Consider the following 26,074-nt stretch of genomic DNA (forward strand, 5'->3'; position numbering starts at 1 on the left):
TTTAAACGTACGTCAGATTTACCTGGTTGTAAATGACTTATTGGGGGAGGCCGTGAACTAAGTCAGTGAAAATCGCGAGAAGGCACGTTAAGTGCCTCAAGCCACCCAGTACGGTCAATTAACTTACCAGCAATCACGTGTATGACACCTTCCTTAGAACGTTCCAAAATTCCATTTACCTGCAACAGTTTGGCCTTTAAAAAGGGAAGTTGTTGCGCCCGCGCGGTTGCTTGCCATACAACAACATTAATATTGCCGGTATCATCTTCTAAAGTAAGAAAAGTAACCCCTGCAGCCGTTCCGGGCGCTTGACGCCCTGTTACACAACCTAACACGGTAACGACAGATTTATGTGGCTTAGTCGCAAGTGTATTTGCACGAATAATGCGTGTAAGTTTTCTTGCTTTATGGATAAGTGATATAGGATGATCGGCTAAGGATAATCCGATAGAGGCGTAGTCCTCAATAAGGTTTTGTACGGCATTTGGCTTATGAGTAAACCCCGCTTTATCATCAATATCGTCAAAAAGAGGTAAGGAGGTTTGCGTATCCATCATACGCCAGCGTGCTTCGTAGCGATCTCCTGCAATTGATGAAAAAGCGTTTGCGCTAGCAAGCGCTTCAAGTTCGTCCTGCCTAAGAGACAGCACTTGAACGTCTGAGACACGTATAAAGCCAGTTGCAGGACGATTATTCACTATTTTTTGTGCGCCTTCTTCACTAAGGCCTTTCACTAACCGAAGCCCAAGCTGAATGTATGTTGTCTGACGTGTTATTTTTGCTTCGCTTTCATATTGAGATGCGTTGATACAAGGCGCTTTAATAGTAATGTTGTGGCGCTTAGCATCTTGCATTAATTGTGAGGGGGTATAGAAACCCATAGGGTAACTATTAAGCAATGCTACATAGAACTCCACCGGAAAATAGAATTTTAACCAACATGACACATACGCGAGTACCGCAAAAGAGGCAGAATGCGACTCGGGAAAGCCATAGCCTGCAAAGCCTTTTATTTGCTCAAAAAGGTTTTTAGAAAATTGCTCATCGTATCCTCTATCTACCATCCCTTTAATTAACTTATCTCTAAATTCATAAATACGGCCATCTTTTTTCCAGCTTGCCATTGCTCGTCGTAGTTGATCTGCTTCACCACCGCTAAAGCCTGCTGCAACCATAGCAAGTTGAATAACTTGTTCTTGAAATATCGGTACGCCCATAGTGCGAGATAGTACGTTCTCAACGTCTTTTGACGGGTAACTGATGGTGTCATTACCATGGCGGCGTAACAGGTAGGGATGCACCATATCACCTTGTATAGGGCCTGGTCGTACAATGGCAATTTGTACAACCAAGTCATAATAACGACGAGGTTTCAAACGTGGCAACATCGACATTTGCGCTCGTGACTCTATTTGGAATACGCCGACCGTATCAGCCTTGCATATCATGTCGTATACCTGCTTATCGTCTCCTAGTTTAGTAATAAACGGAATACTCACGGGGGTGTCATAATGTTTATTAATCATTTCAAACGTACGCCGTATAGCACTAAGCATTCCTAGCGCTAATACATCTACTTTTAGTAAACCCAGCGTCTCTATGTCGTCTTTATCCCACTGAATAATAGTGCGATCAGGCATCGACGCATTTTCTACAGGCACTAATTCGTATAAAGGCCCTGCGCTGATAACAAATCCACCGACATGTTGAGATAAGTGGCGAGGAGTACCTAACAATTGTTCAGTTAAATTGATCAATTGCTCAACGCGTTTATCTGAAGGATTGAGCCCCAACGCATGTATTTGAGACTGCCACGGAATAACACTGTCTCTTCGGTTAATTTGTTTCATAACAAAGGTAAGTTGCGACTCACTAAAGCCAAGGGCTTTACCTACATCCTTAAAAGCAGATTTAAAGCGGTAGGTAATAACGGTAGATGCTAATGCTGTGCGCTCTCGCCCATATTTGCCATAAATATATTGGATTACCTCTTCTCGCCGTTGGTGTTCAAAGTCGACATCAATATCTGGGGGCTCATTACGTTCTTTTGAAATGAAGCGCTCGAACAACACATTAATTTGGCGAGGGTCCACCGCGGTAATTTCAAGGCAATAACACACAACAGAATTAGCCGCCGACCCTCGACCTTGATAAAGAATACCTTGGCGCTTTGCAAACTGCACAATGTCATAGATGGTCAGAAAAAAATATTCGTATTGCTGAGCCTGTATAAGTGTTAGCTCTTTTTCGATAATGGCCCTAATGTCGTTGGTAAGCCCTTCAGGAAAGCGTATTTTTATACCGGCTTCCACGCGTTCTCTAAGATAGCGAGTGGGAGTATAACCGCTAGGAACCAGTTCGGCTGGATATTGATAACACAACTCCCCTAACGAAAAATGACAATGGGCAGTAAGTGCGTTTGTGTTGGTTATCCAGGCACTTGGATAGAGCTTATTAAGTTTGTTTATTGTTCGTAGACTTCGTTCTGCATTACTGAGTAATGCTGCCCCTATCTGGCTGACCGGTTTGTGTATGCGTGTCGCGTGCAGAACATGTTGTAAGCTTAGTCTATCGCTATGATGCATAAGTACACCCGTGCAGGCCACAATAGGAAAGTGGTAGGTGTCACTCAAGCGTGTGTAGGTTGCAAAATGAGTGTGATCGCAACCATCAAGTAAACGCTGACCGCCAATATAGACAGTAATGGCAGGGTGTTTTATAAACCAACTAGCCCAATAGTCATCTTGCGCTTCTTTACCCGACGGTAACCAAATAAGCGTACAGGATTTAATGGTTTTTAAGTCCCACTCTGCGAGTTGGTATTCCCCTTTTTCAGAACGCCGCCTTGCATTTGTGATAATTCTGCATAGTTCGGTATAGGCTTTTTTATCGGGGCACAGTAATACAAATGACAGGTCATCATTAAAAGTAAAATAACTTCCCACAATTAGCTTTATCGGTAAGCGTTGGTGAATTATTTCATCATAAGCTTTGACCACTCCAGCCACAGAGCATTCATCAGTGATTGCAATCGCGTCGTATCCTAAAAACGACGCGGTAGTAACCAATTCTGCAGGAGACGAGGCACCACAAAGAAAACTAAAATGACTTTGGCAAAAAAGCTCGCTATACACTAGCTGTATACCCCTTGTACCCACCAAGACTGGTTTTCATCTTTAAATACCAACAAGCGTACGCCCGCTTCCGTTTGGGCAATAAAGTAGTCGCGTTTGTAATTACGTTGCTCCCACCAACCGCTTTCTAGTCTTACTGGGCCGAAACATATTTTTGTTGATGCGGTGAGAGGTGTAGGGGTCTCTAGTAAGAAGGTAGGGCTAACGGCGGTATATTCAACGGCTTTTTCAGTGACGACGTTGGTACAAGTTTGCTGTTCGAATATATGGCTGTCGCCAAGGGCTGGCGTGTAGGTACTGGTATCGCCTAACTTTGCTTTTAACCGACCAATAAGTTGTTTCTGCGCAATCGTGGTAAATCGGTTTGAGAAGAAATCTGTTGTCCCTTCCTCAATCAGTTCAAATTGCTCACAGTGTAATGCAATGGAAATCGCCGGCGCTAAGAGCGTGATGGTCTCTATCTTTAAACTGACCAATGACAGCCAACTTGACAGTGATGACTGCGGTGTTGCTGCGCTCACCGAAAACACAAGGGGTTGGCCTTCTCGATACGATATCGTAAAGGTTAATAGGCTGGTGAGTAAATTTCTTGCCCGAAGATAATGCTCTAGTGCGGTAATGCATTGTGTAACGTAGCGCATAAGGTGTGCAGTATTTTCCACTTCATAAGGTAACAAAATAAACGACTCAAAATGTTCTGAGGGTCTAAATAGCGTTACTTGTGGAAAAGTTTCACCGCGTAATGCGGTTAAATATTGAATCACTGCATTGGAAAATCGCCTTCCGAGTTCGTGAACAGGCAAGCGTAATAATTGCCCGATATTGTGAATGCCTACTTTAGATAAGGTAGACAGCGTTTTATTGTCTAATGCGCTATGTTTAAGTAGGCAGGTCGATAACAAGCGAGCAATGTCTTGCTGTGTATAGCCGCATTTATTTATACCCTGATGAGCAAGTAACTTGGCTGCTTCTATTCCCCACGCGGTAGCAAAATGGTAGTGGATACCAGCGTGGTTAAACTCTTGTGTTAATACATTCCACAAAATATCGTAGCTACCATAATACTGCAGCAAGTTATCTAACCTTATAGCAATCCCGTTGATGTCACCGAGCACGATGTCTGAGGCTAACGGATAGAGTCGATGAGCCAACGCGGTAAGCGTACGTTTTTCTGCCTCTGCATCAAATGTCAGTATGTTTACATGCGGACATAGCGCTGCTGTTTGAGCAAGCCCATGGCCGGTTTCAATACCGGCATTTTTTGCTGCCTGATTTAACTGTATAACGCAATTATCTTTATCACTGTATGTGATAATAGGCTCAGCATATTCTTGTGCATCACAACATTTCTCGTGTGCATCTAGCGTTAATTGATAACAGTAAAAGTACGCCCAAATCATGGCTAAATAACCGAGTTAAACGCCTGTTTCCGCGATGTGCTTTTGCGCATAGCAGATTGAATAGCAGTATTATCGGGCGTCCATGGTAGTGAAATATTTATGCCTTTTACAGGCCAGCCATGGCGTTGTTTACGTACATCAACGGTGACATTTTTTTCATGTCGATGTAGCGATAAATCTAAACTGATGGGAAGTGATGTATCACGCGCGTTATCACAAAAAATTAAACACAGCGCATTGTTGTGTGTGGAAGCCACCTGTAAACGGCGAGCCGTTTTCGCGGTCAACCTGTTGTTCCACAAAACAACACAATGACACGCAGTGCTTTTTAAGCATTGTTCTGCCGCCCACAAAGCGTCGTCATCAGATTGCGTGTTAATAGCCAGCGTTTGCTTTAAATCTATACCAAATGCATTTAACCATGGTGCTTGAATAATGGCAGGGCAATTAATGAATACCCGAAGCTTATGTTTTTGAGGTTCAGTTAATACGGCTTTAAATAACGACAATTCACCAATACCGGTATGGGACGATACGCGAACCACGCCAGAGGGGGCAATTCCGCCATTCAACGCATGATCTAAGTGCTGGTAACCCAAGGCATATTTTTGCTCACAGGAAGTACGCTGGCTAGCACGCCAGATATTGGGGTTGTCATGTAAAGCGGAAAGAGACGTTTTCATAGCACCAAAATACTGTATATATGTACAGTATTATAGTGAAGCGCAATACCTTTTCAAGCGATGTGCGCTGCTTGGCAGCAAACACATCGCTAGTTACTTGATATATAAAAAGATCTTTAGCTAGCTTGAGCGTCTTGAGAAGGAGAGGCCTGTGATTTGGTTTTATTACCGTTTACTGTATTCGTAACTAACTGACAGAAGTTAATAAAACCGTCGGCGGTATTTTTAGACCATGACATTCTTACGTTACTCGGCAATGTTTTGACGACTTCAACCACATCTTCAAACGAGGTGCTTTCAGACGATAATGCCTTTTTCAGTGCTTCTTCTAGTGTGGCTCCTTTTTCATTACACAGCATCACAACCGAAGAGAAGTTACGCATTAACGGGAGTAATGCATTGTACTGGCTTTGCTCGATAAGCTTGCTTTTAAATGCACTTTCAATACGTGATACATAGGCCTTTTCCAACGCATCAGTAACCATCACAAGGTTGTGATAAGCATAATTCACCTTACTGTTACTCTGTTTTACCGAATGGCGAGTTAACGCTAACTCTCTTTGTAAATTTTGAATACGTAAGACAAAGTAAATCAAAAACAGGGTAAGTAGCCCTATGATACCAAACGCGACAAGAATCATATTTTTGCCTTTTCTTCTTTTATAAATGAGTTGATATGTTGTTCTAAAATAAATAGAGGAACAGAACCGTTTTCTAACACAGCACGATGAAATTTACGAACATCGAAATTAGCGCCCAATGCCGCTTCTGCTTTTTTTCGAAGTGCTTTTATTTTTATTTCACCAATTTTGTAAGACAGCGCTTGTGCTGGCCATGAAATATAACGGTCTATTTCAGTATTAACATTGTGCTCGGAGAGCGCGGTATTTTCCATCATAAAGTCAACAGCTTGTTGCCTGCTCCATCCCATCATGTGCATGCCGGTATCTACGACTAAGCGACATGCTCGCCACATTTCATAGCTAAGACGCCCAAAATCATCATAGGGGTCTTCATAAATACCCACTTCTATACCTAAGAACTCAGAGTACAGTCCCCAGCCTTCCCCGAAGGCTGAAATATACGTGTTGCGACGTACCATCGGTAAGTCTTCTAACTCAGCTGCAAGCGATATTTGCAGGTGGTGACCTGGCACCGCTTCGTGAAGCGTTAGGGCAGGTAAGGCATACAGCGGACGTTTATCTAACGCATAGGTATTAACCCAATAATAACCGGGTTGGTCATCTCTACTAGGATGGATATATCGGCCAGTCGTGTATTTAGGGGCAATACTGTCGGGGACGGGAGCAACACCGTAAGGAGTGCGTGGTAAGTATTCAAACAACTGTGGAAGCTTAGCGTCCATCTTCTTAGCAATAAACGACGCTTCCTTTAAAAGTGCTTCTGCGCTTTCAGCATAAAACTGAGGATCTTCTCTTAAGAAAGCAATGAAGTCATTAATTGAGCCGTCAAAGTTCACCTTATCCACAACAGTCTGCATCTCAGTGCGGATACGTTTTACTTCTTTAAGGCCTAAAGCGTGGATTGCTTCTGGGCTCATGTCTGTTGTTGTGTAGTGTTTTGCTCTGTTGGCATAATACTGCTCACCGTCGGGCCAATTTTTTGCGGCAATATCCTCTCGAGAGCTTGGAATATACGTTTCTACCATAAAGTCATAAAACGCCTTATAAGCAGGTAGCACACGAGTCGTAATGGTTTCAATAGCGCGCTGTTTCAATGCCTGTTGTTGTGTTTCATCGATGAATTCAGGAAATGAAGTAAAGGGGGCAAAAAAGCCGCTTTCCTCTGCGCTCTCAACCAGATAAGTCGAGATAGAATCTTCAAACCCTTCAAGAACCACACGAGGCTGGGTATAACCTTCAGCAATACCTGCTCTCATATAATCAATTTGTTGCATGAAGTAAGGGAGTAGTGCATCTAGTCGCGCTAAGTAATCGTCATAATCCTTTTGGGTTTTAAAAGACGCGACATTAGGTAGGCCGCCCATTGCACTATGAAATCCATATTCGGAATTAATAGGAACCAGATACGAACGAAAACGGTAATTATCAATGTAATTATCGATACGGTACTTTTGCATTAATAGCGCAATGTACGCATCTTGAGATAAATTTTTATCTGAGTAGGCGTTAAGCGCCGTGCGATAGTCCACCCACTTGGCGTGCTGTTCACCTAACGCTTTCAAAGAGATATCAGGAAGCTTGCTATTTTGCGCTTCAACACCGTGTCGAGAAGCAAGCAGCGGAGAAATAGATAATTCATACTGCCAGATATCATCAAGCAGTGAATAGAAGGTAGTATCTTTATTTTGTTGTGCTGACAGCATGAAACTACTGGCGGCTAAAATCACGAGTAATGCGTAGCGAAACATAAGGGCCTCCGGCAACCTGTATACCGGTATCGCCCGGCTGGTTACTCTTTTGGTGTGTATATAGGGGTTGGAAACCTTGTTACTTTATCAGATTTATTTTCTAATTTAGTAATTTTGGCTAAACCTTTTTTCGTTACTGAATCAATTCGTAAAATATTGTGCATCGGAATATAGGTTTTATTCACTTCTGCAAACTCAGCTTTCAACCTTTCATGAGACGGATCGACAACCACGCTGGTGTGGGTGTCCCAAACAAAGTCGCCAATTTCAACAAAACCAAATAAAGCACCTTGCGACAAGGCTTTTACATAAAGTTCGTAACGTTCACCGTCATTAATAAATTGAACGCGATAAAGGGTGAGTTCTTCGGTCATAAACTGCTCTTTAATAAAAGATAGAGGGCTAAAATGGCCTATCGATTTTACAGTGGTCTATATATACGGGCAATGGTCGAAAATCCAAGCGCTACGCATTGATATAGTACCTCACTGCGTTACTATATTCTCACAACAAGAAATGGTGAAACACAATGATAAAAAAACTTCTCCTAGGTAGTGCGTTTACCGCAATGTCATTTACGGCATGCGCGCACAATCACAGTGCGACAGAACAAGCATTTAATCCTGATACTCAGCGTATAAAATCACACCTGTTTTTTTTGGCTGATGATTTATTAGAAGGTAGAGATACCGGCTCTAGAGGGCATGAAATTGCAGCGCTTTATATTGCGACCGAGTTTGCAAAATATGGTTTAAAACCAGCGGGCACCGATGGCTACATTCAGAATGTGACATTCCGTAAAGCTAACTTAGTACAAGCGTCGCCTTCTTTTACGTTACGTCGTGGCGATGACACTATCGACTTTGCTTACCCTAAAGAGTACTTAGCAGGGCCTAGCCTCTTAAATACAAAAGCGACAGTGTCGGGCGAAATGGTATTTGTAGGTTATGGTATCGTTGCTGATGAGCTTTCCCACAACGATTACAGCGACATAGACGTTGAAGGTAAAATAGTGGTTACGTTAGCGGGTAAGCCTAGCGACTTTCCTTCTGAAGAAGGGGCGCATTTTGCTTCGGGTTATCAAAAGCAAAAGTATGCTGCTGACCGCGGTGCTGTTGGCATGATCACCATTACGACACCCAAGAATGAAAAAGTACGCCCTTATCAAAGTCGCTTAAGCTATATCCATACTCCTCGTATGGCATGGTTGAACGAAAACGGCGAACCAGCAAACAGCTTCCCACAAATTAAGGGCGGTGCTTACATGAGTGAAGCTGCCGCACGTAAGTTATTTGAAGGAGCGCCACGTAGTTTAGATGAGGTTTATGCTGAACTTGAAGCCGATAAGGTTCCTGCTGGTTTTGCATTGCCAGGCACGGTCGATATTAGTAAAACTAGCACCCATGAAGTAATAACAAGCCCAAATGTAGTGGGCGTGCTAGAAGGTTCAGACCCTGAATTAAAAGATGAATACGTTGTATTTTCAGCACACTCTGATCATATTGGCTTTGCGAAAACCGTGAAGAAAGACAACATAAATAATGGTGCGATGGACAATGCGTCTGGCACGTCGGTTATGTTGGAAACGGCACGTTTGTTCAGTGAAATGAAAGAAAAGCCAAAGCGTTCCATTTTATTTGTATCGGTTACCGGTGAAGAAAAAGGCTTATTAGGCGCAGATTATTTTGCGCGCAACCCTACAGTACCGGTTACTTCAATGGTTGCTAACGTCAATTTAGACATGCCAATTCTTACTTATGAGTTTGCCGATGTTATTGCGTTTGGTGCTAACCATAGTGATTTACAAGCATCAGTTGAAAAAGCAGCCGCTAATGCTGACATTGAATTAAGCCCAGATCCATGGCCAGACCAAGCGTTATTCACTCGCTCTGACCACTATGCATTTGTAAAGCAAGGTGTACCGGCAGTATTCATGGTGCCAGGCCTTAAATCGAAAGATCCTAACGTTGATGGCAGCAAGGTGTTTGGTCAGTTCTTATCTACGCACTATCACAAGCCAAGCGATGATGTTAACCAGCCTTTCAATTGGAAAGCGGCTGAAACCTTTACCAAGGTAAATGCCCAAATTGGTTTGACGTTGGCAAATCAAGAAGAAAAACCAATGTGGAATGAAGGCGACTTCTTTGGAAATACGTTTTCTAAATCGAAGTAGTTTGTATCGACGGTTTATGTAGCATTAAATAAAAAGGGCCAGCACATTGTGCTGGCCCTTTTGTTTTGAATTAGCAGTAAAAATTAAACAAACAGTTGTTTAAACGTTGCCCACTGATCATTAAATTGTTCAGTAGGTTTGCGTGTAAACCCACTGCGAATGAAAAGATTAATACGGCCATCGGTATAACAAATAAGCATATTGGCAATGACAGATTCATCAGCGGTAAGCGTTTTGCCTTCGCGTAGCTTTCTTTCTCGTAATACCTGCTTTAGCTGTGTTTCTAAACGTTCATACAGCTTTGCAATACGGGTTCGCAACCGCTCTTGTTCACCCATAAGTGCATCACCATTTAAAATACGTGTAATGCCAGGGTTCTTTTCTGCAAAACCTAAAATAAGGTGAAGAATAAGTTGGCAACGAGCCAAAGAGTCTTTTTCTTCATCAATAATTTTGTTAATCCGGGTAAACAATGTTTCTTCGATAAACTCAATGAGGCCTTCGAACATTCTTGCTTTACTTGGGAAGTGTCTATACAGCGCTGCTTCCGACACACCTACTTTTTCAGCAAGTTTAGCGGTAGTAATGCGCTGGCCAGGGCTTGTTTCTAGCATTCCCGCAAGGGCTTGCAAAATTTGCGCTCGGCGATTTGTTTTTTTCACAGCAGGCATGACGAGAGTATTCCTCCACAACCGAACAGCATGTGTCCGTGTTCCATGTTAAGTTGTTTAGAGCAGCATGCTCTAGTGCTACGATAGCGTTTTAGTTATTTTTATTATCGACGCTCAACACTACTTTAATGAGCGCTTAGGTTACTTTTTGTTGTATTGCTCACTAATAAGCGCAACGAGCTGTATTGCTAGTGCCGACTTGCTGGTGGCGGGTAACTTTTCATCGCCATCGGGCCAAATCACATGCAATGCATTACTGTCGCTGTTAAACCCTAACCCGTCGGCAGTAATATCATTAGCTGCAATCATATCAAGGTTTTTATTAACGAGTTTGCCGCGTGCATATGCTTCAACATTCTGGCTCTCCGCCGCAAAGCCAACACAAAATGGCTTTCTTTCTTGCTGAGCAACCGTTGCTAGAATATCAGGGTTTTTTGTAAAAGTAAGTGTTAACTCATCGCCAGTTTTCTTTATTTTATTATCAGCGACCTGTGTTGCTTTGTAATCGGCTACCGCTGCGGTGGCGATAAAAATATCACATGTATCGAGCGTGTTCTTACATGCGCCCAACATGTCATCAGCGCTTAATACATCAACGCGTTCGCACCCTATTGGTGTGGCTAAGCTAACAGGCCCAGCAATTAATGTTACCGACGCTCCAGCGTTTTTTGCTGCTTCAGCAATAGCAAAGCCCATTTTTCCAGAACTATGATTTGAGATGTAACGCACAGGGTCTAGCGGCTCACGCGTTGGCCCAGCGGTAACAACAACGTGTTTATTGGCAAGCGGTTTCGGCGTATCGCTACCGAACGCTTGTAATACTTTATCGGCGATATCCTGAGGTTCAACCATTCTGCCTGCACCGACATCGCCACAAGCTTGTTCGCCACTGTCTGGGCCAATAAATGTAACGCCATGCTGCGACAATATAGAACTGTTAACCTGAGTGGCTGACGCTTTCCACATTTGTTGATTCATGGCTGGCGCGATAAAAATACGCGCAGTCGTAGCAAGATATAACGTTGTTAATAAATCATCAGCCATTCCATGTGCAAGCTTGGCCATGGTATTTGCCGTTGCCGGCGCAATTAATAAAATGTCAGCCCATTTAGCTAATTCTATATGCCCCATAGCGGCTTCCGCTGCGGGGTCTAAAAGATGTTGATGAACTGGATTGCCTGATACGGCTTGTAAAGAAAGTGTACTGACAAATTCGGTAGCAGAGTCTGTTACTACCACACGTACATTGGCATTCAGCGCTTTTAATTTACGAACAAGATCTGGCGTTTTGTAGGCGGCAATCCCTCCGCACACACCAAGCAATATATTTTTATTAGCTAATGACATAAATAGTTCAAACCGTCTTTTTATGCATTAAGCCTATCATGAAGGCTTTTTGTTAGGTAGCTGAACATGTGGGTTCAATGTATGTGAATACATAACAATACTGCGAACGCGACCTATGTTCAGTCGCCAGTGCTTGACACCTTAGTGTGTAATACCGACAAGTGCGACAATTGGTAAAAACGATGACAATAAAAGTATGGCCCGTCCAGGAAAGGCCTCGAGAAAAGCTTTTGCATTTAGGAGCAGAGCGTCTAAGCGATGCTGAGTTACTTGCCGTTATGCTAGGAAAAGGCGTAAAAGGAAAGTCAGCCTTGCAGCTGTCTCATGATCTTCTCATGCAGTTAGGATCATTACGAGAGGTGGTGTTAGCCAGTGAAGACGAATTTACGGCAATTAAAGGGCTAGGAACATGTAAATATGTTCAGTTTCAAGCCTCATTTGAAGTATTTAAACGCAATTTAGAGATTCCGTTGACGCGACAAAATGCTTTTCATAATGTTGAAGATACAAAATACTACTTACGCGCCAAATTACGAGATTGTCAGCAAGAAAAATTTGGAATGTTAATGCTTGATAGTCAGCACCAATTAATAGCTTTCAGAGAAATGTTTACCGGCACCATAAACAGTGCAGCAGTGTATCCAAGAGAACTCGTAAAACAGGTAATGAAAGATAATGCTGCAGCCATTATTCTTGTTCATAATCACCCGTCAGGTATTGCCGAACCTAGTCATGCCGATATTCGCTTAACCAATGAGATCAAAACGGCAATGGGCATGATCGATGTGTCTGTATTGGATCATTTTGTCGTAGGCGATACCGAAACCGTTTCATTTGCGCAGCGAGGGCTGATAAACTAAACTTTCTATGTCATTTGTCGATTATATTCTAGTCAAATAGTTGAAAATGATTTAGCATAGGATCTAATGGGTAAATTTCTTGAAAGGACTATTATGAAAAAGTCAATTATTGCATTGTTTGCAGCAGCAACGATGGTTACTGGCGTAAATGCGCAAGATAACGCAGGTGGTACAGGTACTGCTGGTTTAGGTGGTGTAGGTGTTGGTGGTATTCTAACTGGTGCTGTTGTGCTAGGTGTTGCTGTTGGTATTAGCAACAACAACTCTGCTGATGATCCAGGTCAACAAGGCCCAGGTCCAGGCCCAGGTCCAGAGCCAACGTGTGAAGGCGATGATCCATTAGTAGACGGTGTTTGTGTTGGTACAACCAATACACTAACTAACACTGTTACGGTATCGGGCACGCAAACAGTTACGCAAACAATTACTGTTCCAGTAACGTTCACGTATACGCCTACTGTTCAGTAAGTTAAAGCTTATTCAAAAAAGCCGCTTTTATTAGCGGCTTTTTTATTTTTATCTCCTATTTTTCAATAACGCTTCAACCATCGATGCATTCACATGAAACTACATTTTTTACTGGCTTTAGTTTGCTCGCTTAGCCTTACCGTGTCTGGTTGTTCTACAACCACTCAAGCCTATTTCAATACTATTAATATTGCTTTTAAAGGGCGTTCAGTCGAATTGTCAGAAGCAGAAGTTGCAGCTAGCAAGGCCGACGTAATGCAAATTAAGGCCGGTGAGCGCGATCTTGCTGTGCTTGCCCTCGCCTTTATCGACGGTGAAAAATACCGCTGGATATCAGGAGACAACATTGTTTTCACCATGCAACATGGGGTTATCGTGCAGACTGAAGGCCTTGATAGCGACTTGCATTACACCGGCAACCTTCAGAATAACCCCCTTGGCAGCGACGATACACTGGCGTTTCAATGGGGGCGCAAGGTGGATGTCGAGAATGTTGGTTATGGCCTTGGCGTAAAGTCTACATGGCGCATTACCGGCGAGGAAACACGCGAGTATATGGGGTACGCTATCCCTATGCTGGCAGTAAAAGAACAGGTTACGTTTCCCAGTACTACACCCTATATTGAAATTGGCTTATCTTGGGAAAATACATATTATCTGCATGCCTCTACAAAACAGCTGCTAGCCACATCGCAAAAGTTTAACCCGAAAGGTGATGTATATGACATGGTGTATTTAAGCCGTATTGTTCGTCTTATGAATAAACCAGAGGGCGCGCAATGAAGTTTTTAACCACATTATTTTTTAGTCTAGTTTTCAGTCTTCCTGTTTGTGCAAAAGTAACGGTCATTATCAATACGACGGCATATGAGTTTGAACAACCCATTAGATTAAGTAACGTATTATCAATTGTTGAAAACAATGGCCAATGGTACTGGCCGACTTCTGCGGTCTATGATTTGACCGACAGTACCGCAGAAAGAGAAAAAGAGGCTGTGTTATCACACTTACGTAAGCTACTGGGCGTATATCGCGATGATGCCGATATGCATAACACACTCGAGTCGCTTTACACCCAAATAAGCGATTGGACGGTGGCCACTCGTAAGATAATGCCGGTATCGTATAATCGAGCACGGCTAATCTTCGCTGACAACCCCATGTTTCAAGAAGGCCGTTATTTAATACGTTTAAGTGGCCGACCTAACGTGGTTCATTTTTCTGGTGTGGTAACCAAACCTGGCGCGTATGAGCACAAAAGTAATACCTCTTTATTTACGTTACATAGCGGCGTGAAATCGACGCCTAATGCAGATAACAGTTTTGTGTATGTTGTTGCACCAGACGGTACGGTATCTACGCGTGGTATTGCATATTGGAATATTGATTTTACACAACTTATGCCAGGTAGCCATATTGTTGCCCCGTTATCTACCGGGTTATTCGATTCAACATTGGATACGTTGAATGCGCGCATTGCCGCGCTAGCAGTACATAGGATCCTCCCTCAATGAGCGCTCAATCACTCTTTAATAAAGCCGCTATTGCCATCGCTGTTGGTAGCGTATTTACATCATCAGCTTTTGCCGATACCGAATTAAAAGTAAAGTCATCACAAATGGTGCAAGGGGGCAGCGGGCTTATCCAAACGCCTACCGCTCGCATGGGTGAAGAAGGTGATTTTTCAATTAACTACACCGATAACGGGGAATACCGCTTTTTCTCTGTTAACTTACAGCTGTTTGATTGGATGCAAGCAACCGCGCGTTATACCGACGTAAGAACACGCCTTTATAGTGATGTTGCTTCATTTAGCGGCGATCAAACGCTAAAAGACAAAGGGTTAGATGTAAAATTCAGGCTATGGAAAGAAAGTTATTACATGCCTGATATCTCTGTAGGGTTTAGAGATTTCGGTGGTACGGGTTTTTTTGAAAGCGAATATATCAATGCCAGTAAATCAGTTGGCCCTTTTGATATACACCTAGGCCTTGGCTGGGGATATTTAGGTAATGCCGATGATATTACCAATCCATTTTGTGAAATAAGAGAGAGCTTTTGTAGTCGTCCTACCGGGTTCTCTGGACGTGGCGGCAAAGTCGATTACGACCAGTTTTTCAAAGGCACAATGGCCGTGTTTGGTGGTATTGAGTACCAAACGCCTTGGGAGCCGTTAACACTTAAGGTAGAACTTGAGGGTAATGACTACTCAAGAGACAGGGCGGGTGAACTACAACAAGATTCTCGCTGGAATGTGGGGGCTGTTTATCGCTGGAATAACCTCGACTTTAGCCTTAATTACCAACGCGGTAACACCATAGGCTTTGGCGTCAGTTATCGTTTTAATATGAATACGATAAGCCAAATAAAAGTTGATAACGAGCCGCGTTCTATCATGGCACGTAACGCTCCAGACACGATTGATGACGTGAATAAGTCGCGCCTATACAACAAGCTGTATACAACATCGGGCTTTTTGTTATCAGACGCTGAAATAAAAGACGATGAAGCAACATTTTACGGCACGCAAGTGTCTTATCGAGACCATGATGAAGCAATAGAGCGCATTGGCCGTGAAGTTGCGGCTGAACTTCCAGACTCGGTTAAAACATACCATATCATCGATAACCGAGGTGGCTTACCGATGGTGGATACTGAAGTTGATGCCGAAGCGTTTATTGCCGCTGCCAGATACGAAGGTATCGATACTGATATTACCGATACGTATGAACGTAAAGCGCCCTCTGAAGAGGTTATTAATGCTTATGACCCTGAAAATGATTCAGGCCTTTTCTATAGCGCCGATCTTTTCTGGTCTCAGTCGTTCGGTAACCCAGAAGACTTCTATCTGTTCCAGACCGGTTTGGTATTAAGCAGTGGTTATGCGTTCAATCGCAAACTTGCTTTAATGGGCAGTGCCCGGGTTACGTTATTCGATAACTTCGACAAATTTAATTTCTTGGTAGATGGTGAAGAAACAACATTGCCACGCGTTCGAACCCGTGTCCGTGAGTATGTGTCAGAAAACCCGATTGGTCTGGACACAGCCTTCCTTCACTACAAAGATAGCATCAGTGAAAATGTCTTTGGGCAAGTATATGGTGGCTATTTAGAAACGATGTTTGCTGGTGTAGGTGGTGAGATATTATACCGCCCAGTAGACAGTAATATTTCTTACGGCATTGATATTAACTACGTGAAGCAACGTGACCCTTATAGCCAATTAGCTACCATCGACTATGAAGCCATAACCGGCCACGCCAGCGTGTATTGGAAACCGGAGTTTTTAAAAGGAACACAGCTGACGGTAAGTGCAGGGCAGTTCTTGGCAAAAGACAAGGGTGTGAATGTAGACTTTGCAAAACGCTTCGATAGCGGCATTGTGGTAGGAGCTTATGCAGCCTTTACTGATGTGTCGGCGGAAGAGTATGGTGAAGGCAGTTTCACTAAGGGCTTCTATATCTCCATCCCTACCGATTTGTTTTTACTTACCCCCACCAAAGGGCGAGGGTTATTCCCTTGGGTACCTATCTCTCGTGATGGTGGGCAGTTACTTAGGCGACCAGTGCGCTTAATTGACGTGACCGAGATACGATCACCGTTTTACGATTAAAAAAAGGAGCGAAAGCTCCTTTTTTGTTTTTAAAGCCTTTGGATACTTAACGCTTAGGCATTGCTTAACGTATCTCTAAGCGCACCCTGTAACGCGTCAGCCTATGTTACGTTGAATGTACACAGATAAGACCGAGCGCTATTAAACGTTAACGCGGGCCTTCCTAGACGCAAAAACGCCCCAGTTAAACGGAAGGTGGCTTAATTATCTTAAAAATCATTGATAGAGAAAGTATGACAAGAACCACACTAATTTTTCTCTTTTATAATTTCGATAATTTCAGTGGTAGAGATGGAAGGCGTACGGGGTAAATACACTACCTCACAACAATCTTTAAATTCGTCAAATTTGCCTTGCCAGTCGTCTCCCATCACTAGCACGTCAGCGTTATACTGTCTTATGTAATCACGCTTCTTCTCAAGGGACTCTTCCATAAATGCGTCGTCAACGAAGCGCATAGAGGTAAGTAACTCCTCTCGACTGGTATAGGGATAAATGGGATTGCGCCCTTTTTTACTAAAATTAAGTTCGTCAGACGATATCCCCACAGTGAGGTGATCGCCAAGCGCACGTGCACGTTTAAGAATACGTATATGACCAATATGAAGTATATCAAACGTGCCAAAAGTAATAATTTTGCGCAAATTTTCACCTAGTTATGTTGAGTTAAATAGGGGGAATGCGTCTGTCTTTTCCCCGATATAACCGTGCCGTAGCGTTTACTAATTTGCTTTTATAAGCGCAAATTAGCGATAACTAATGCTAAGCCGCGTACATTATTAGCATATTTCACCCTGCCTTAGAATCAATGCAATGTTGCAGGATGCCTAAAAAACAAACCCCAGTATTAGCTTAAATAGCGTGTTTTATGTCGGGCATTTGCATGAATAACGCAAATAATAGTGGCTTATTTTCACGCTAAACACGACTTTTTAGTCTTACATTGCGGTTGACAAAAAAAGGTGAAAAATAATTGTAATCTATGCCGATTGACTCAAATTTTAAGGCGAAATAGGCGTTTTGCTGATAAAAGAACGCATCGCATGGTGACACAATGTTGAAAACGGACGTTGAGAGCTCTTTTCAACAAAAGTGCATTTTTTTATGGTTTAAATATGGATATACAGTAATATGCACCGATTAGGCGATAAATATTGCGCTTTTTTTACTTTCTTATTGAAATAAGTCTGTGTTTGCTGTATAAAATGCGCCCTCTAATTTATAGTAATACGTCATTTGACCCAACGACAGTTTGAGCGCTGGGATTGACTGACGCGACAGTTATCGTTGTTCTGGAGACAAATACAATGTCAAGAGTATGTCAAGTAACAGGTAAGCGTCCAACGGTTGGTAATAACCGTTCACACGCAAGAAATGCGACTCGTCGTCGCTTTTTGCCAAACCTTCAAACTCACCGTTTTTGGGTTGAGAGCGAAAACCGTTTTGTTAAACTACGTTTGTCTGCAAAAGGCATGCGTATCATCGATAAGAAAGGTATTGACTCAGTATTAGCTGACGTTCGTGCCCGTGGTGAGAAAATCTAAGGAAGCCGACAATGCGTGATAAAATTAAATTAGTTTCTTCAGCTGGCACAGGTTTTTTCTACACCACTGATAAGAACAAGCGTAACATGCCTGGCAAAATGGAGATCAAAAAGTTTGATCCTGTTGTGCGTAAGCACGTTATGTTCAAAGAGGCAAAAATCAAGTAAAGCCCTTTTAGAAAGAGCACTTGCTTTTGTCTCCACGAAAACCCGGCCCATGCCGGGTTTTTTGCGTTTGAGGGAGTTGCAGGTTCTATAGTTGAAGGTACTATAGCTAAAAAACAATAGGGTGCGCAGGTGGCTAGACTTTCTCAACGAGCAATGAATAACGTCGTTATTATCGCTATGCTCATTATGATAGCGCTTTTTAATATAGACAGCTTTCTTCCTAAGCCGAAGCAACCCGATAGTAGGCCTTTATTGCCCACATCTGCTTATGTGCTTAAAATTGAGCACGACAACAATAAGCTTGAACGCAGCGGCCAACAATGGCGGCAGGTGTCTTCGGTGTCGCCGCTTGATATATCGCCTAACGCGCAGTTCGATGCGTGGCAAAACGCTAGCTTACAGCAAACGACATTACCCGATAACGCGCTACAACATACCGAACCTTACATTGTAGTGGCGTGGTTGGCAGGGGAGCCTAATGGCCTTGTTTTTGCTTTTTATCCCCAAACTAATCCCATTACTGTAAAAACCAATAATACATGGTATACGCTGAATAACGCGACCATTACAGCGTTGCTTCCTTGGTTGGTTGAACCGTCTGATAAAGGCAACCAAACACTATGAAGTGCGTACTGAGATGTGAGCATAGAGGTTTTGGAGTAAAAAATGCCTGAGTTACCAGAAGTTGAAGTAAGTCGTTTGGGGGTTACTCCTCACCTGCTTAACAATAAGATTAGTCATATTATTATTCGCGAACGGCGTATGCGTTGGCCTATCCCCGAGGAAGTACAGCACGCTGAAGGTCAGGTAATTACCGCGATAAGGCGGCGAGCGAAATATTTACTGCTCGATACCGACGTCGGGACCATCATTTTGCATTTAGGGATGTCTGGTAAGCTACGAGTAATTGATGCGACGACGCCTGTTGTTAAACACGATCACGTCGATATTGTTATGGACACTGGCAAATGCTTGCGTTTTAACGACCCTAGGCGCTTCGGTGCTGTTCTTTGGCAGGAAACGGGTGACATATTAAAGATGATGTCTCATTTGGGCCCAGAGCCTCTTACAGACGCATTTGACGATGAACGCTTATATTCACTCTCACGAGGCAAACAAAGCGCGGTTAAAAACTTCATTATGGATAATGCTGTTGTCGTTGGTGTTGGAAACATCTATGCCAACGAAGCGCTGTTTTTAGCAGGAATAGACCCTCGACGTCAGGCCGGCAATATAAGCAAGGCTCGTTATAAAGCCCTAACTGGCACCATAAAGCAGGTGCTGGCCAAAGCCATCGAGCAAGGCGGAACGACACTAAAAGACTTTGCACAAACCGACGGTAATCCAGGCTACTTTGCACAACACCTAAACGTGTATGGAAGAAAAGGTGAGCCGTGCGAGGTATGTGCCACCGAGATTCAAAGTAAAGTTATTGGGCAGCGCAATACGTTTTTTTGTAAACAGTGTCAGCGTTAGTGCGAGCATAGTGCGCGAAAAGGGGTAAGCGGATGGGCAGAAGATGCCCATCACAATGCATTACCGCGTAGCGTGAAGTCGGTCTTTGAGGGCTTGCTCTACAAAAGGGTGGCAAAACTCACCCACTTTACCTCTATGCAAGGCAACTTCTTTAACCAATGTAGAAGAAATAAATGAGTTTTCTTCAGCGGGCGTTAAAAACACACTTTCTAATTTTCCATTTAAACGGCGATTCATATTGGCAAGTTGAAACTCGTATTCAAAATCTGAAACGGCACGTAGCCCGCGGATCAAAATGGTCGCATTTTGTTGATCAGCAAAATCAGCAAGTAGGCCAGTAAAGCCAACTACGTCAACATTTGATAAATGCTCGGTCACTTTTTTAATCATCTCAACGCGTTCTTCCAACGAAAAAAGCGGCTTTTTGCTTGGGTTTGAAGCGATTGCTACCACAACATGTGAGAATAATTTTGATGCGCGTTCTATAAGGTCGGCGTGACCATTAGTAATAGGGTCGAACGTACCGGGGTAAAGCGCTCTAGTATGCATAGTGTCTACATCTTCTTCGTTAGTTAAACCGTCGCGACAGACCAAATGCTGCCAAATTAATTTCCGTTATAGCCTTTCATACAGCACTGCCAATCACTTTCCTGCCAATAAAACTGTTCATTCTTGGCTTTTTCTTTGCGTAACGAGCGTAAAAGCCTATCAAGGTTTTCTGTTTTCCAGCCATCACCCTGACGTTTACGGCATCTGTCAAAATCAATTAGCCAAATATCGCGGGCATCATCCATCATGATATTTCTTATATTCGCATCATGATGATACACCTGACAACGATGCATGTCGGCAAGTGCTTTTCCAACGTTTTGCCAGTCTTGCGATGATAATGCTTCACGCGTAAGCACGTGGTGTAAATCTTGGCTATTGGGTATTGCTTGGGTTATCAAGTCTCCTCGATAAATAAAGCCCCTGCGGTGTATATAAGCTGCCACCGGTATGGGCACGCGCAACCCTTCCTCGCGCATAAAGCACAGCAATGAAAACTCTTCGAAGGGGCGAGAGTTATCGACGCCGGTAAACACGTATTGGTCTTCAAGCAGTTTCCCAACTAAGCCACCCCGTCGAAAATGACGAAGTACCCATCGACTCATGTCATGTTCGATGAAGATGGTTGTACCACGTCCTTTTGCTTTACCTGTTATTTTGTTCTGATATTGCCAGTAGTCATGGCTAAACAGGTCTGTTGTCGGTTCGCTAACATGCGCGTCATCGAACAGAAAGTGGTGTCCCGCACCGATGTCTCGTCTTATTGTCGTCATGCTACCCACAACTAATGGTAAATATGCCATTCTAACGATTTAATTTAGTTTTTCAGCAAAGAGAGCGCATCTGCGGGAAAAAACTTTTGTTTAATACGTCCGTCGGCTACTGATGATGGATAGCATCCATTAAATATGCAGATTAGGTTGAAGGTTTTATAGGTGTTGCCGATATGCTTGACGAGCCTGCTTCTAAAACGGCGGGGTGATAAAACTCACACGAAGCAATGCAACCACAATTTAGTTGTTAGAATAATACGCAGGTATTGCTAAGTATCTACCCAGTAAAGGAAAAATTGTGATATTTTGCAGCGGATCTCAAAAGCGTGGTAGTAATGCTGCCGATGTTATTTTTCATGCAGGCCATCGATTGCACCGGGTATCACGCCGGCCATCGGTTTTTATAGGCATTCAAACCCTCGAAGTAAGAGGGCATTTAATAATGTAAACGTTGCAGCGTCAGATAATGATGAATGCATCAAGAAACAACGTGAACAGTCATGGAAAGACCACCCTTAGGGCTTATCAGCAAAAGGGGCTTCACTTATGGAAAAATCACCCGAAGACGCGGTAATCACCAAAATAAAGGAAGTGCTAAGCTAACTTAATACTGAAAGTTTGGGAAAATGACGGGAGTTATCTACACTAAACTAGGCAACTAAGAATGCTAAGCAGGGAGAGTTTTTTATATGACAACGCCCTCAATGGTGAGGCTGTTAAGGAAGTCGGCACATTCGTTAGCCGTTTACTTGTGTATCACTTTGGTTTCTCTCTTTGCATATGTTGGAAGCGTATACGCTCAGCATACCGATGTAGTGGTAAACGATAGTGTGTATGTTACAAGCCTTTCGCAAGCAGAATTGCGCAAAATATTTACCGGTCATCGTCAATACTGGGACAACGGTAAAAAAATCAACGTTTTCGTATTAGAAGATGGTGCCGAGCTGCACACTGCTTTTTGTCGAGAGCAGCTACAAATGTTTCCCTATCAATTATCTAGGCTTTGGACTCGCATTACCTATTCGGGGCAGGGGGTAACGCCAACGCGCGTCGCCTCGCAAGATATGTTAATTGACGCAATAGAGAACACCGATGGGGCCATTGGCTATATCCAAAAAGGGATGATAGGCAAGTTCAAACGGATTGAGGTTAAAGAACAATGAGCATAACAACACGTTATATCAACATTGCCGGTGTGTGTGCGCTTTTATTTTCAGGGTTGAGTTATGCACAAGATTCTAAAAATTTCTCGTGGCATGGCTACGTTGCGCAAGGCATAACGCAGTCTATCGACAGTAATTTTATTACCTCAGATAACGCGATTACCGCAGAGCTCACCGAAATAGGCGTGAACGGGCACTATCAGTTGTCTAATACCCTGTCTGTGGCTGGACAAATTAATTACCTTGATGGTGGCAATAGGTTCGAGCGAGGTACGCGTATTGACTATCTTTTTGTCGACTGGACTATCCCTGATTTAGCCGGTTGGCAGGCGCAAATTCACCTTGGCCGGTTTAAAAACCGTCACTGGCTTTACTCGGTTACCCGGGATGTACCCCAAACCCGTGATGTTGCAGTATTACCTCAGTCTGTTTATTTCGATGGTTTCAGAGATGTGGCCCTTGGCAGTAACGGTATACAAACCAGTTTTAAACATTATGGTGACGATGATATATGGGAAATCAATTGGAGCTACGGGCGTTCGAATATTAATGATAGTCAGCGTGCCTTTTTGTTAGGCGACGATGCCCAAGGTGATGTAAAACAAGACTTTGTTCATCAAGCGAGTGTGTTTTGGCAACCCGCATCAATGCAGTGGAAAGCAGGGTTAAGCTGGTTAGATTCAGACTTCACGTATACACCTGCTCAGGTAGATACTCGCTTTCAAGGGGGTGCCAATGTAAGGCGACTTATGTTGTCGTTACAGTACTTTAGTGAGTATTGGGAGCTATCCAGTGAAGTGCTTCGTGAAGAGCAACGTAATAAAGGGCTATTTACCCCTACATTCAAAGATGCGCGGGTTGGGCTAGGTGGGTTTGTACAGTTCCGTTACCTTTTCAATAATAAAATTAGTGGCTTAATCAGCTATGACACGTACGTCTATGATAAGGATGATCGAAATGGAACGCAGCTTGAGCGTGAGTCTAATGGTGCAATCCCCGCCTATTTTGGCTATATGGATTCTGTGGCAATAGGGGGAAGATGGGATATTGCACCAACGTTAAGGCTGCAGGCAGAACATCATTGGGTTGAAGGGGGAACGCGGGCAGTGAGCTTGTTAAACCCAGATATTCAGTCGCATACTGAAAAGTATTGGCAGATGTGGTCACTACAACTCATGTATTGGTTCTAGGGAAACGGCATGCGCGTTCAAATGTCAGTAACCACAAAAATGATTGTTATCTTGTTGGCCATGATGCTGACAGTGACTGTGGTTATTTCCACTGTGTTAATTAATGAATCAGAAGCCAATTTGGTATTGCAACAGCAAGAAAGCCAAGTGACTAATCAGCGCCGAGTGCAGCTTTTTGAAGAGGTTTTACATAATCGCATGGTGATGTGGATTGACGTATTCAGTCAATCGGAAGTGCAGGCCAATCAAGACGTGGGCTCGTTTTATCAAGCGCTTAGGCGAACACAAGAGTACCTCGCACTTAATTTTCAAGTTGAGTCTATATGGGTATTTGACGACGGCGGATTAGTGGGAACCAGTTCTAGACCAACTAATAGTATTGTTACGAAGCTGGTCAAAAATACGCAGACCTCATTAGAAAGTCGTTCCCTTCTTACCTGCGACGTGGTGTGTACGCATTATATATCCATACCAATAATGACGAACGATGAGGTTATCCCTGTCGTCGTACTTTCTACCTCAATGCGTGAACTGTTGTACTTATTTAATCGTTCGAGCGATGCGCGCAACGTAGCCATGGTGAAACAAGCGCAAACCAACCAAGGATTATCGTTATCTTTGGCCAGCCAGCTCTCGCCCGCTAATAGGCTTTATCTAAATAACGTTATTGCTGCATTGCCTGCCGCGTCGAGTGTTGATCCCCTTATTTCTCGGGGAGAAAAAATTATCTTAGAGGGTCAAAAGTTATTGGTAAGCTTGCTGCCATTTTCGCACAGTGGAGGTGATCAGCCGTACCTACTTATTGTGCAGGATATTTCTGCGTTAATTACGCAAAAAGAGCAGTATGAAACCTTGGTTGTGGCTACCGCAGCGGCACTGTTTTTAATTTTTGCATTACTGCTGCATTTGTTTCTGAACCAATATCGGGCAAGGCTAATTGGAGTGAGTGAGCGCTTACCCATGCTTGCCGATCATAAGTTTAAGGACTATTACACGGCAGCGTTGAAAAAAAATAAGGTTCCCCTGTTTAGGCTTACCGACGAACTTGATGTGGTAGAAGAGGCGGCAAACCATCTTGCAAAGCAACTTGAAGATTTTGATGGGCAAATGGCCATCAATACTGCAAAGCTCGAAAAAATGGCAATGTTTGATGTGCTCACCGGCCTACCCAACCGCAATATGCTTACGTTCCAAATTGAAAAGCAATTAGCACATTCGGCGAGAGATGACAGGCTTGTTGCCCTCATGTTCATGGATTTAGATGACTTCAAGAAAGTGAATGACAGTCACGGTCATAATGTGGGAGACAAGCTTTTAAAAGCCGCCGCCATGCGAATTTCCAAACCTATTCGCGAGACTGACATTGCGTCGCGGTTTGGGGGGGATGAATTTGTGGTATTGCTGTCTGATATTGAAAGTAAACTGCAGGTAGAACTTGTCGCGAAAAAGTTGGTTGATGAGTTTGTGCAGCCTTTCGATGTAGATGGTTATCAATTTTACATCTCAATCAGTATCGGCGTGGCGATTACGCAGCATGCCCGTGCTACGCCAATAGATTTACTGCGCCATGCCGACATTGCCATGTATGAAGCAAAAGCCAAAAAAGGCGCCGGCTTTAGAATTTACGATGCCACCATGAACCTTAAGGTCATGGAAAAGGTTGAACTTGAGGCCGAGGCGCGCGTAGCGCTAAGAGAAAACCAATTCAGCCTATCGTTACAGCCACAAGTTGATATGACTTCAAACCAGCTAATAGGGTTTGAAGCATTATTGCGCTGGTATCACCCAACAAAAGGGTTTATCTCGCCCGCAGAGTTTATACCGCATTTAGAGAATACCGCGTTTATGTTAGAGCTAGACTATTGGGTTATTTCAAAGTCTGCACAGCTTGCCCGTGAACTTAGCATTAATGGTTATACTTACTGCAAGATTGCCATTAATCTTTCTGCAGCACAGTTTCTTGACCCTAACTTGCCTGAATTTCTTTCTCAGCAGATAAAAGATAACAATCTATCGCCATCACAGCTGTGTTTAGAGCTTACCGAGACAGTACTGGTGTCTGACATCATTCGAGCAACGTCTATCATGAAGATCATACAGGATATGGGCTGCATGATAGCTATCGACGATTTTGGTACCGGTTATTCTTCGTTAAGTTACTTAAAATCGTTGCCTGTGGACTTCATCAAGATTGATCGTTCTTTTGTCGGCAATATCGTGCATAGTGCAGATGATAAAAACATTGTTTACTCTACCATTAACATGGTGAGCAATATGGGGCTCACGGTAATTGCCGAAGGTATAGAGACAATAGATCAGTATGACCTACTTAAACATTTTGAGTGTCATATTGCTCAAGGCTATTTAATAAGCCGTCCTATTCCAGAAACCGACTTATGGTCGACGCTTAATGACAAAGTAAAAAATGGCTTGTGGGACTGCACCGAACACCCTATTGATACGTAAAACAC

Annotated in this window: 24 protein-coding genes; 13 read left to right on the forward strand and 11 right to left on the reverse strand. The window is 43.3% G+C overall.

What is annotated here, in order from left to right; genetic code table 11:
• Nucleotides 1-62: 62 nt before the first annotated feature.
• The 6 genes from ACOJRU_RS00210 to ACOJRU_RS00235 all read right to left on the reverse strand — a co-directional run bounded on the left by ACOJRU_RS00210 (nt 63) and on the right by ACOJRU_RS00235 (nt 7,983).
• Nucleotides 63-3,134 (reverse strand): error-prone DNA polymerase, encoded by a 3,072-nt coding sequence (locus tag ACOJRU_RS00210; RefSeq protein WP_421133060.1) that lies wholly within the window; start codon nt 3,132-3,134, stop codon nt 63-65.
• Nucleotides 3,134-4,534, reverse strand: coding sequence for a Y-family DNA polymerase (locus ACOJRU_RS00215; RefSeq protein WP_421133061.1), 1,401 nt, complete (start codon nt 4,532-4,534; stop codon nt 3,134-3,136). Before ACOJRU_RS00215 ends, ACOJRU_RS00210 begins: the two co-directional genes overlap by 1 nt.
• 2 nt (nt 4,535-4,536) lie before the next feature.
• Nucleotides 4,537-5,217 carry a translesion DNA synthesis-associated protein ImuA gene (imuA, locus tag ACOJRU_RS00220; protein ID WP_421133062.1) on the reverse strand — a complete coding sequence of 227 codons (681 nt, stop codon included), beginning with the start codon at nt 5,215-5,217 and terminating at the stop codon, nt 4,537-4,539.
• A 116-nt stretch (nt 5,218-5,333) separates the two neighbouring features.
• Entirely contained in the window at nt 5,334-5,858 is a 525-nt protein-coding gene (locus tag ACOJRU_RS00225; protein ID WP_421133063.1) for a hypothetical protein, read from the reverse strand.
• Nucleotides 5,855-7,609, reverse strand: coding sequence for a DUF885 domain-containing protein (locus ACOJRU_RS00230; RefSeq protein WP_421133064.1), 1,755 nt, complete (start codon nt 7,607-7,609; stop codon nt 5,855-5,857). Before ACOJRU_RS00230 ends, ACOJRU_RS00225 begins: the two co-directional genes overlap by 4 nt.
• A gap of 41 nt (nt 7,610-7,650) precedes the next feature.
• Nucleotides 7,651-7,983 carry a DUF1820 family protein gene (locus ACOJRU_RS00235; RefSeq protein WP_421133065.1) on the reverse strand — a complete coding sequence of 111 codons (333 nt, stop codon included), beginning with the start codon at nt 7,981-7,983 and terminating at the stop codon, nt 7,651-7,653.
• A gap of 155 nt (nt 7,984-8,138) precedes the next feature.
• Between ACOJRU_RS00235 and ACOJRU_RS00240 the strand changes: the two genes are divergently transcribed.
• On the forward strand, nt 8,139-9,782 hold the full coding sequence (locus ACOJRU_RS00240) for a M28 family metallopeptidase (protein ID WP_421133066.1): 1,644 nt from the start codon (nt 8,139-8,141) through the stop codon (nt 9,780-9,782).
• 83 nt (nt 9,783-9,865) lie between these two features.
• Here the strand turns inward: ACOJRU_RS00240 and slmA are convergent, their stop codons facing one another.
• Entirely contained in the window at nt 9,866-10,453 is a 588-nt protein-coding gene (slmA, locus tag ACOJRU_RS00245; protein ID WP_421133067.1) for a nucleoid occlusion factor SlmA, read from the reverse strand.
• Nucleotides 10,454-10,594: 141 nt separating this feature from the next.
• The gene (gene coaBC / locus ACOJRU_RS00250) at nt 10,595-11,800 is read right to left on the reverse strand and encodes a bifunctional phosphopantothenoylcysteine decarboxylase/phosphopantothenate--cysteine ligase CoaBC (RefSeq protein WP_421133068.1); all 1,206 of its coding nucleotides are present in this window, start codon (nt 11,798-11,800) and stop codon (nt 10,595-10,597) included.
• Between the two features lie 182 nt (nt 11,801-11,982).
• Here coaBC and radC point away from each other — a divergent pair, with 182 nt between their 5' ends.
• The 5 genes from radC (at nt 11,983) to ACOJRU_RS00275 (ending at nt 16,741) form a co-directional block, all read left to right on the forward strand.
• Nucleotides 11,983-12,660 (forward strand): RadC family protein, encoded by a 678-nt coding sequence (gene radC, locus ACOJRU_RS00255; RefSeq protein WP_421133069.1) that lies wholly within the window; start codon nt 11,983-11,985, stop codon nt 12,658-12,660.
• Between the two features lie 93 nt (nt 12,661-12,753).
• A complete protein-coding gene (locus ACOJRU_RS00260; RefSeq protein WP_421133070.1) occupies nt 12,754-13,128 on the forward strand; it encodes a hypothetical protein in 375 nt (124 codons plus the stop codon).
• Between the two features lie 93 nt (nt 13,129-13,221).
• Nucleotides 13,222-13,911 (forward strand): YjbF family lipoprotein, encoded by a 690-nt coding sequence (locus ACOJRU_RS00265; RefSeq protein WP_421133071.1) that lies wholly within the window; start codon nt 13,222-13,224, stop codon nt 13,909-13,911.
• Complete coding sequence (locus ACOJRU_RS00270) at nt 13,908-14,642, forward strand: capsule biosynthesis GfcC family protein (RefSeq protein ID WP_421133072.1); 735 nt, start codon at nt 13,908-13,910, stop codon at nt 14,640-14,642. The genes ACOJRU_RS00265 and ACOJRU_RS00270 overlap by 4 nt, the downstream gene beginning before the upstream one ends.
• Complete coding sequence (locus ACOJRU_RS00275; RefSeq protein ID WP_421133073.1) at nt 14,639-16,741, forward strand: YjbH domain-containing protein; 2,103 nt, start codon at nt 14,639-14,641, stop codon at nt 16,739-16,741. Before ACOJRU_RS00270 ends, ACOJRU_RS00275 begins: the two co-directional genes overlap by 4 nt.
• A 248-nt stretch (nt 16,742-16,989) precedes the next feature.
• Here the strand turns inward: ACOJRU_RS00275 and ACOJRU_RS00280 are convergent, their stop codons facing one another.
• The gene (locus ACOJRU_RS00280) at nt 16,990-17,385 is read right to left on the reverse strand and encodes an adenylyltransferase/cytidyltransferase family protein (RefSeq protein ID WP_421133074.1); all 396 of its coding nucleotides are present in this window, start codon (nt 17,383-17,385) and stop codon (nt 16,990-16,992) included.
• Nucleotides 17,386-18,048: 663 nt separating this feature from the next.
• On the opposite strand from ACOJRU_RS00280, the gene rpmB reads away from it, so the two are divergent.
• The 4 genes from rpmB to mutM all read left to right on the forward strand — a co-directional run bounded on the left by rpmB (nt 18,049) and on the right by mutM (nt 19,928).
• Nucleotides 18,049-18,285, forward strand: a complete 237-nt coding sequence (rpmB, locus tag ACOJRU_RS00285; protein WP_421133075.1) for a 50S ribosomal protein L28 — start codon at nt 18,049-18,051, stop codon at nt 18,283-18,285.
• Between the two features lie 11 nt (nt 18,286-18,296).
• Nucleotides 18,297-18,452 carry a 50S ribosomal protein L33 gene (rpmG, locus tag ACOJRU_RS00290; protein WP_013786148.1) on the forward strand — a complete coding sequence of 52 codons (156 nt, stop codon included), beginning with the start codon at nt 18,297-18,299 and terminating at the stop codon, nt 18,450-18,452.
• Between the two features lie 129 nt (nt 18,453-18,581).
• Nucleotides 18,582-19,076 carry a hypothetical protein gene (locus ACOJRU_RS00295; RefSeq protein ID WP_421133076.1) on the forward strand — a complete coding sequence of 165 codons (495 nt, stop codon included), beginning with the start codon at nt 18,582-18,584 and terminating at the stop codon, nt 19,074-19,076.
• Nucleotides 19,077-19,118: 42 nt separating this feature from the next.
• Nucleotides 19,119-19,928 carry a bifunctional DNA-formamidopyrimidine glycosylase/DNA-(apurinic or apyrimidinic site) lyase gene (mutM, locus tag ACOJRU_RS00300; RefSeq protein ID WP_421133077.1) on the forward strand — a complete coding sequence of 270 codons (810 nt, stop codon included), beginning with the start codon at nt 19,119-19,121 and terminating at the stop codon, nt 19,926-19,928.
• Between the two features lie 60 nt (nt 19,929-19,988).
• Here the strand turns inward: mutM and coaD are convergent, their stop codons facing one another.
• Together coaD and ACOJRU_RS00310 are read right to left on the reverse strand one after the other, a co-directional pair.
• A complete protein-coding gene (gene coaD, locus ACOJRU_RS00305) occupies nt 19,989-20,477 on the reverse strand; it encodes a pantetheine-phosphate adenylyltransferase (protein ID WP_421133078.1) in 489 nt (162 codons plus the stop codon).
• Between the two features lie 56 nt (nt 20,478-20,533).
• The gene (locus tag ACOJRU_RS00310) at nt 20,534-21,280 is read right to left on the reverse strand and encodes a 3-deoxy-D-manno-octulosonic acid kinase (RefSeq protein ID WP_421133079.1); all 747 of its coding nucleotides are present in this window, start codon (nt 21,278-21,280) and stop codon (nt 20,534-20,536) included.
• A gap of 659 nt (nt 21,281-21,939) precedes the next feature.
• On the opposite strand from ACOJRU_RS00310, the gene ACOJRU_RS00315 reads away from it, so the two are divergent.
• Genes ACOJRU_RS00315 through ACOJRU_RS00325 form a run of 3 tightly spaced genes read left to right on the forward strand, consistent with a single transcriptional unit; the run spans nt 21,940 to nt 26,069 of the window.
• On the forward strand, nt 21,940-22,413 hold the full coding sequence (locus ACOJRU_RS00315; protein ID WP_421133080.1) for a hypothetical protein: 474 nt from the start codon (nt 21,940-21,942) through the stop codon (nt 22,411-22,413).
• Nucleotides 22,410-23,603, forward strand: a complete 1,194-nt coding sequence (locus ACOJRU_RS00320; RefSeq protein WP_421133081.1) for a hypothetical protein — start codon at nt 22,410-22,412, stop codon at nt 23,601-23,603. The genes ACOJRU_RS00315 and ACOJRU_RS00320 overlap by 4 nt, the downstream gene beginning before the upstream one ends.
• Before the next feature lie 9 nt (nt 23,604-23,612).
• Nucleotides 23,613-26,069, forward strand: a complete 2,457-nt coding sequence (locus ACOJRU_RS00325) for a putative bifunctional diguanylate cyclase/phosphodiesterase (RefSeq protein WP_421133082.1) — start codon at nt 23,613-23,615, stop codon at nt 26,067-26,069.
• The last annotated feature ends 5 nt before the right edge of the window (nt 26,070-26,074 follow it).

It is taken from the genome of Alteromonas algae (genome assembly GCF_049117195.1).
Lineage (GTDB): Bacteria > Pseudomonadota > Gammaproteobacteria > Enterobacterales > Alteromonadaceae > Alteromonas.

Coding starts and splice junctions, on each gene's coding strand:
- radC (WP_421133069.1), top strand. CDS start 11,983: ATGACAATAAAAGTATGGCCCGTCCAGGAAAGGCCTCGAGAAAAGCTT.
- ACOJRU_RS00315 (WP_421133080.1), top strand. CDS start 21,940: ATGACAACGCCCTCAATGGTGAGGCTGTTAAGGAAGTCGGCACATTCG.
- rpmG (WP_013786148.1), top strand. CDS start 18,297: ATGCGTGATAAAATTAAATTAGTTTCTTCAGCTGGCACAGGTTTTTTC.
- ACOJRU_RS00310 (WP_421133079.1), bottom strand. CDS start 21,280: ATGGCATATTTACCATTAGTTGTGGGTAGCATGACGACAATAAGACGA.
- ACOJRU_RS00235 (WP_421133065.1), bottom strand. CDS start 7,983: ATGACCGAAGAACTCACCCTTTATCGCGTTCAATTTATTAATGACGGT.
- ACOJRU_RS00215 (WP_421133061.1), bottom strand. CDS start 4,534: ATGATTTGGGCGTACTTTTACTGTTATCAATTAACGCTAGATGCACAC.
- coaBC (WP_421133068.1), bottom strand. CDS start 11,800: ATGTCATTAGCTAATAAAAATATATTGCTTGGTGTGTGCGGAGGGATT.
- ACOJRU_RS00265 (WP_421133071.1), top strand. CDS start 13,222: ATGAAACTACATTTTTTACTGGCTTTAGTTTGCTCGCTTAGCCTTACC.
- ACOJRU_RS00320 (WP_421133081.1), top strand. CDS start 22,410: ATGAGCATAACAACACGTTATATCAACATTGCCGGTGTGTGTGCGCTT.
- imuA (WP_421133062.1), bottom strand. CDS start 5,217: ATGAAAACGTCTCTTTCCGCTTTACATGACAACCCCAATATCTGGCGT.
- slmA (WP_421133067.1), bottom strand. CDS start 10,453: ATGCCTGCTGTGAAAAAAACAAATCGCCGAGCGCAAATTTTGCAAGCC.
- ACOJRU_RS00325 (WP_421133082.1), top strand. CDS start 23,613: ATGCGCGTTCAAATGTCAGTAACCACAAAAATGATTGTTATCTTGTTG.
- ACOJRU_RS00275 (WP_421133073.1), top strand. CDS start 14,639: ATGAGCGCTCAATCACTCTTTAATAAAGCCGCTATTGCCATCGCTGTT.
- ACOJRU_RS00240 (WP_421133066.1), top strand. CDS start 8,139: ATGATAAAAAAACTTCTCCTAGGTAGTGCGTTTACCGCAATGTCATTT.
- ACOJRU_RS00230 (WP_421133064.1), bottom strand. CDS start 7,609: ATGTTTCGCTACGCATTACTCGTGATTTTAGCCGCCAGTAGTTTCATG.
- ACOJRU_RS00270 (WP_421133072.1), top strand. CDS start 13,908: ATGAAGTTTTTAACCACATTATTTTTTAGTCTAGTTTTCAGTCTTCCT.
- coaD (WP_421133078.1), bottom strand. CDS start 20,477: ATGCATACTAGAGCGCTTTACCCCGGTACGTTCGACCCTATTACTAAT.
- rpmB (WP_421133075.1), top strand. CDS start 18,049: ATGTCAAGAGTATGTCAAGTAACAGGTAAGCGTCCAACGGTTGGTAAT.
- ACOJRU_RS00225 (WP_421133063.1), bottom strand. CDS start 5,858: ATGATTCTTGTCGCGTTTGGTATCATAGGGCTACTTACCCTGTTTTTG.
- mutM (WP_421133077.1), top strand. CDS start 19,119: ATGCCTGAGTTACCAGAAGTTGAAGTAAGTCGTTTGGGGGTTACTCCT.
- ACOJRU_RS00260 (WP_421133070.1), top strand. CDS start 12,754: ATGAAAAAGTCAATTATTGCATTGTTTGCAGCAGCAACGATGGTTACT.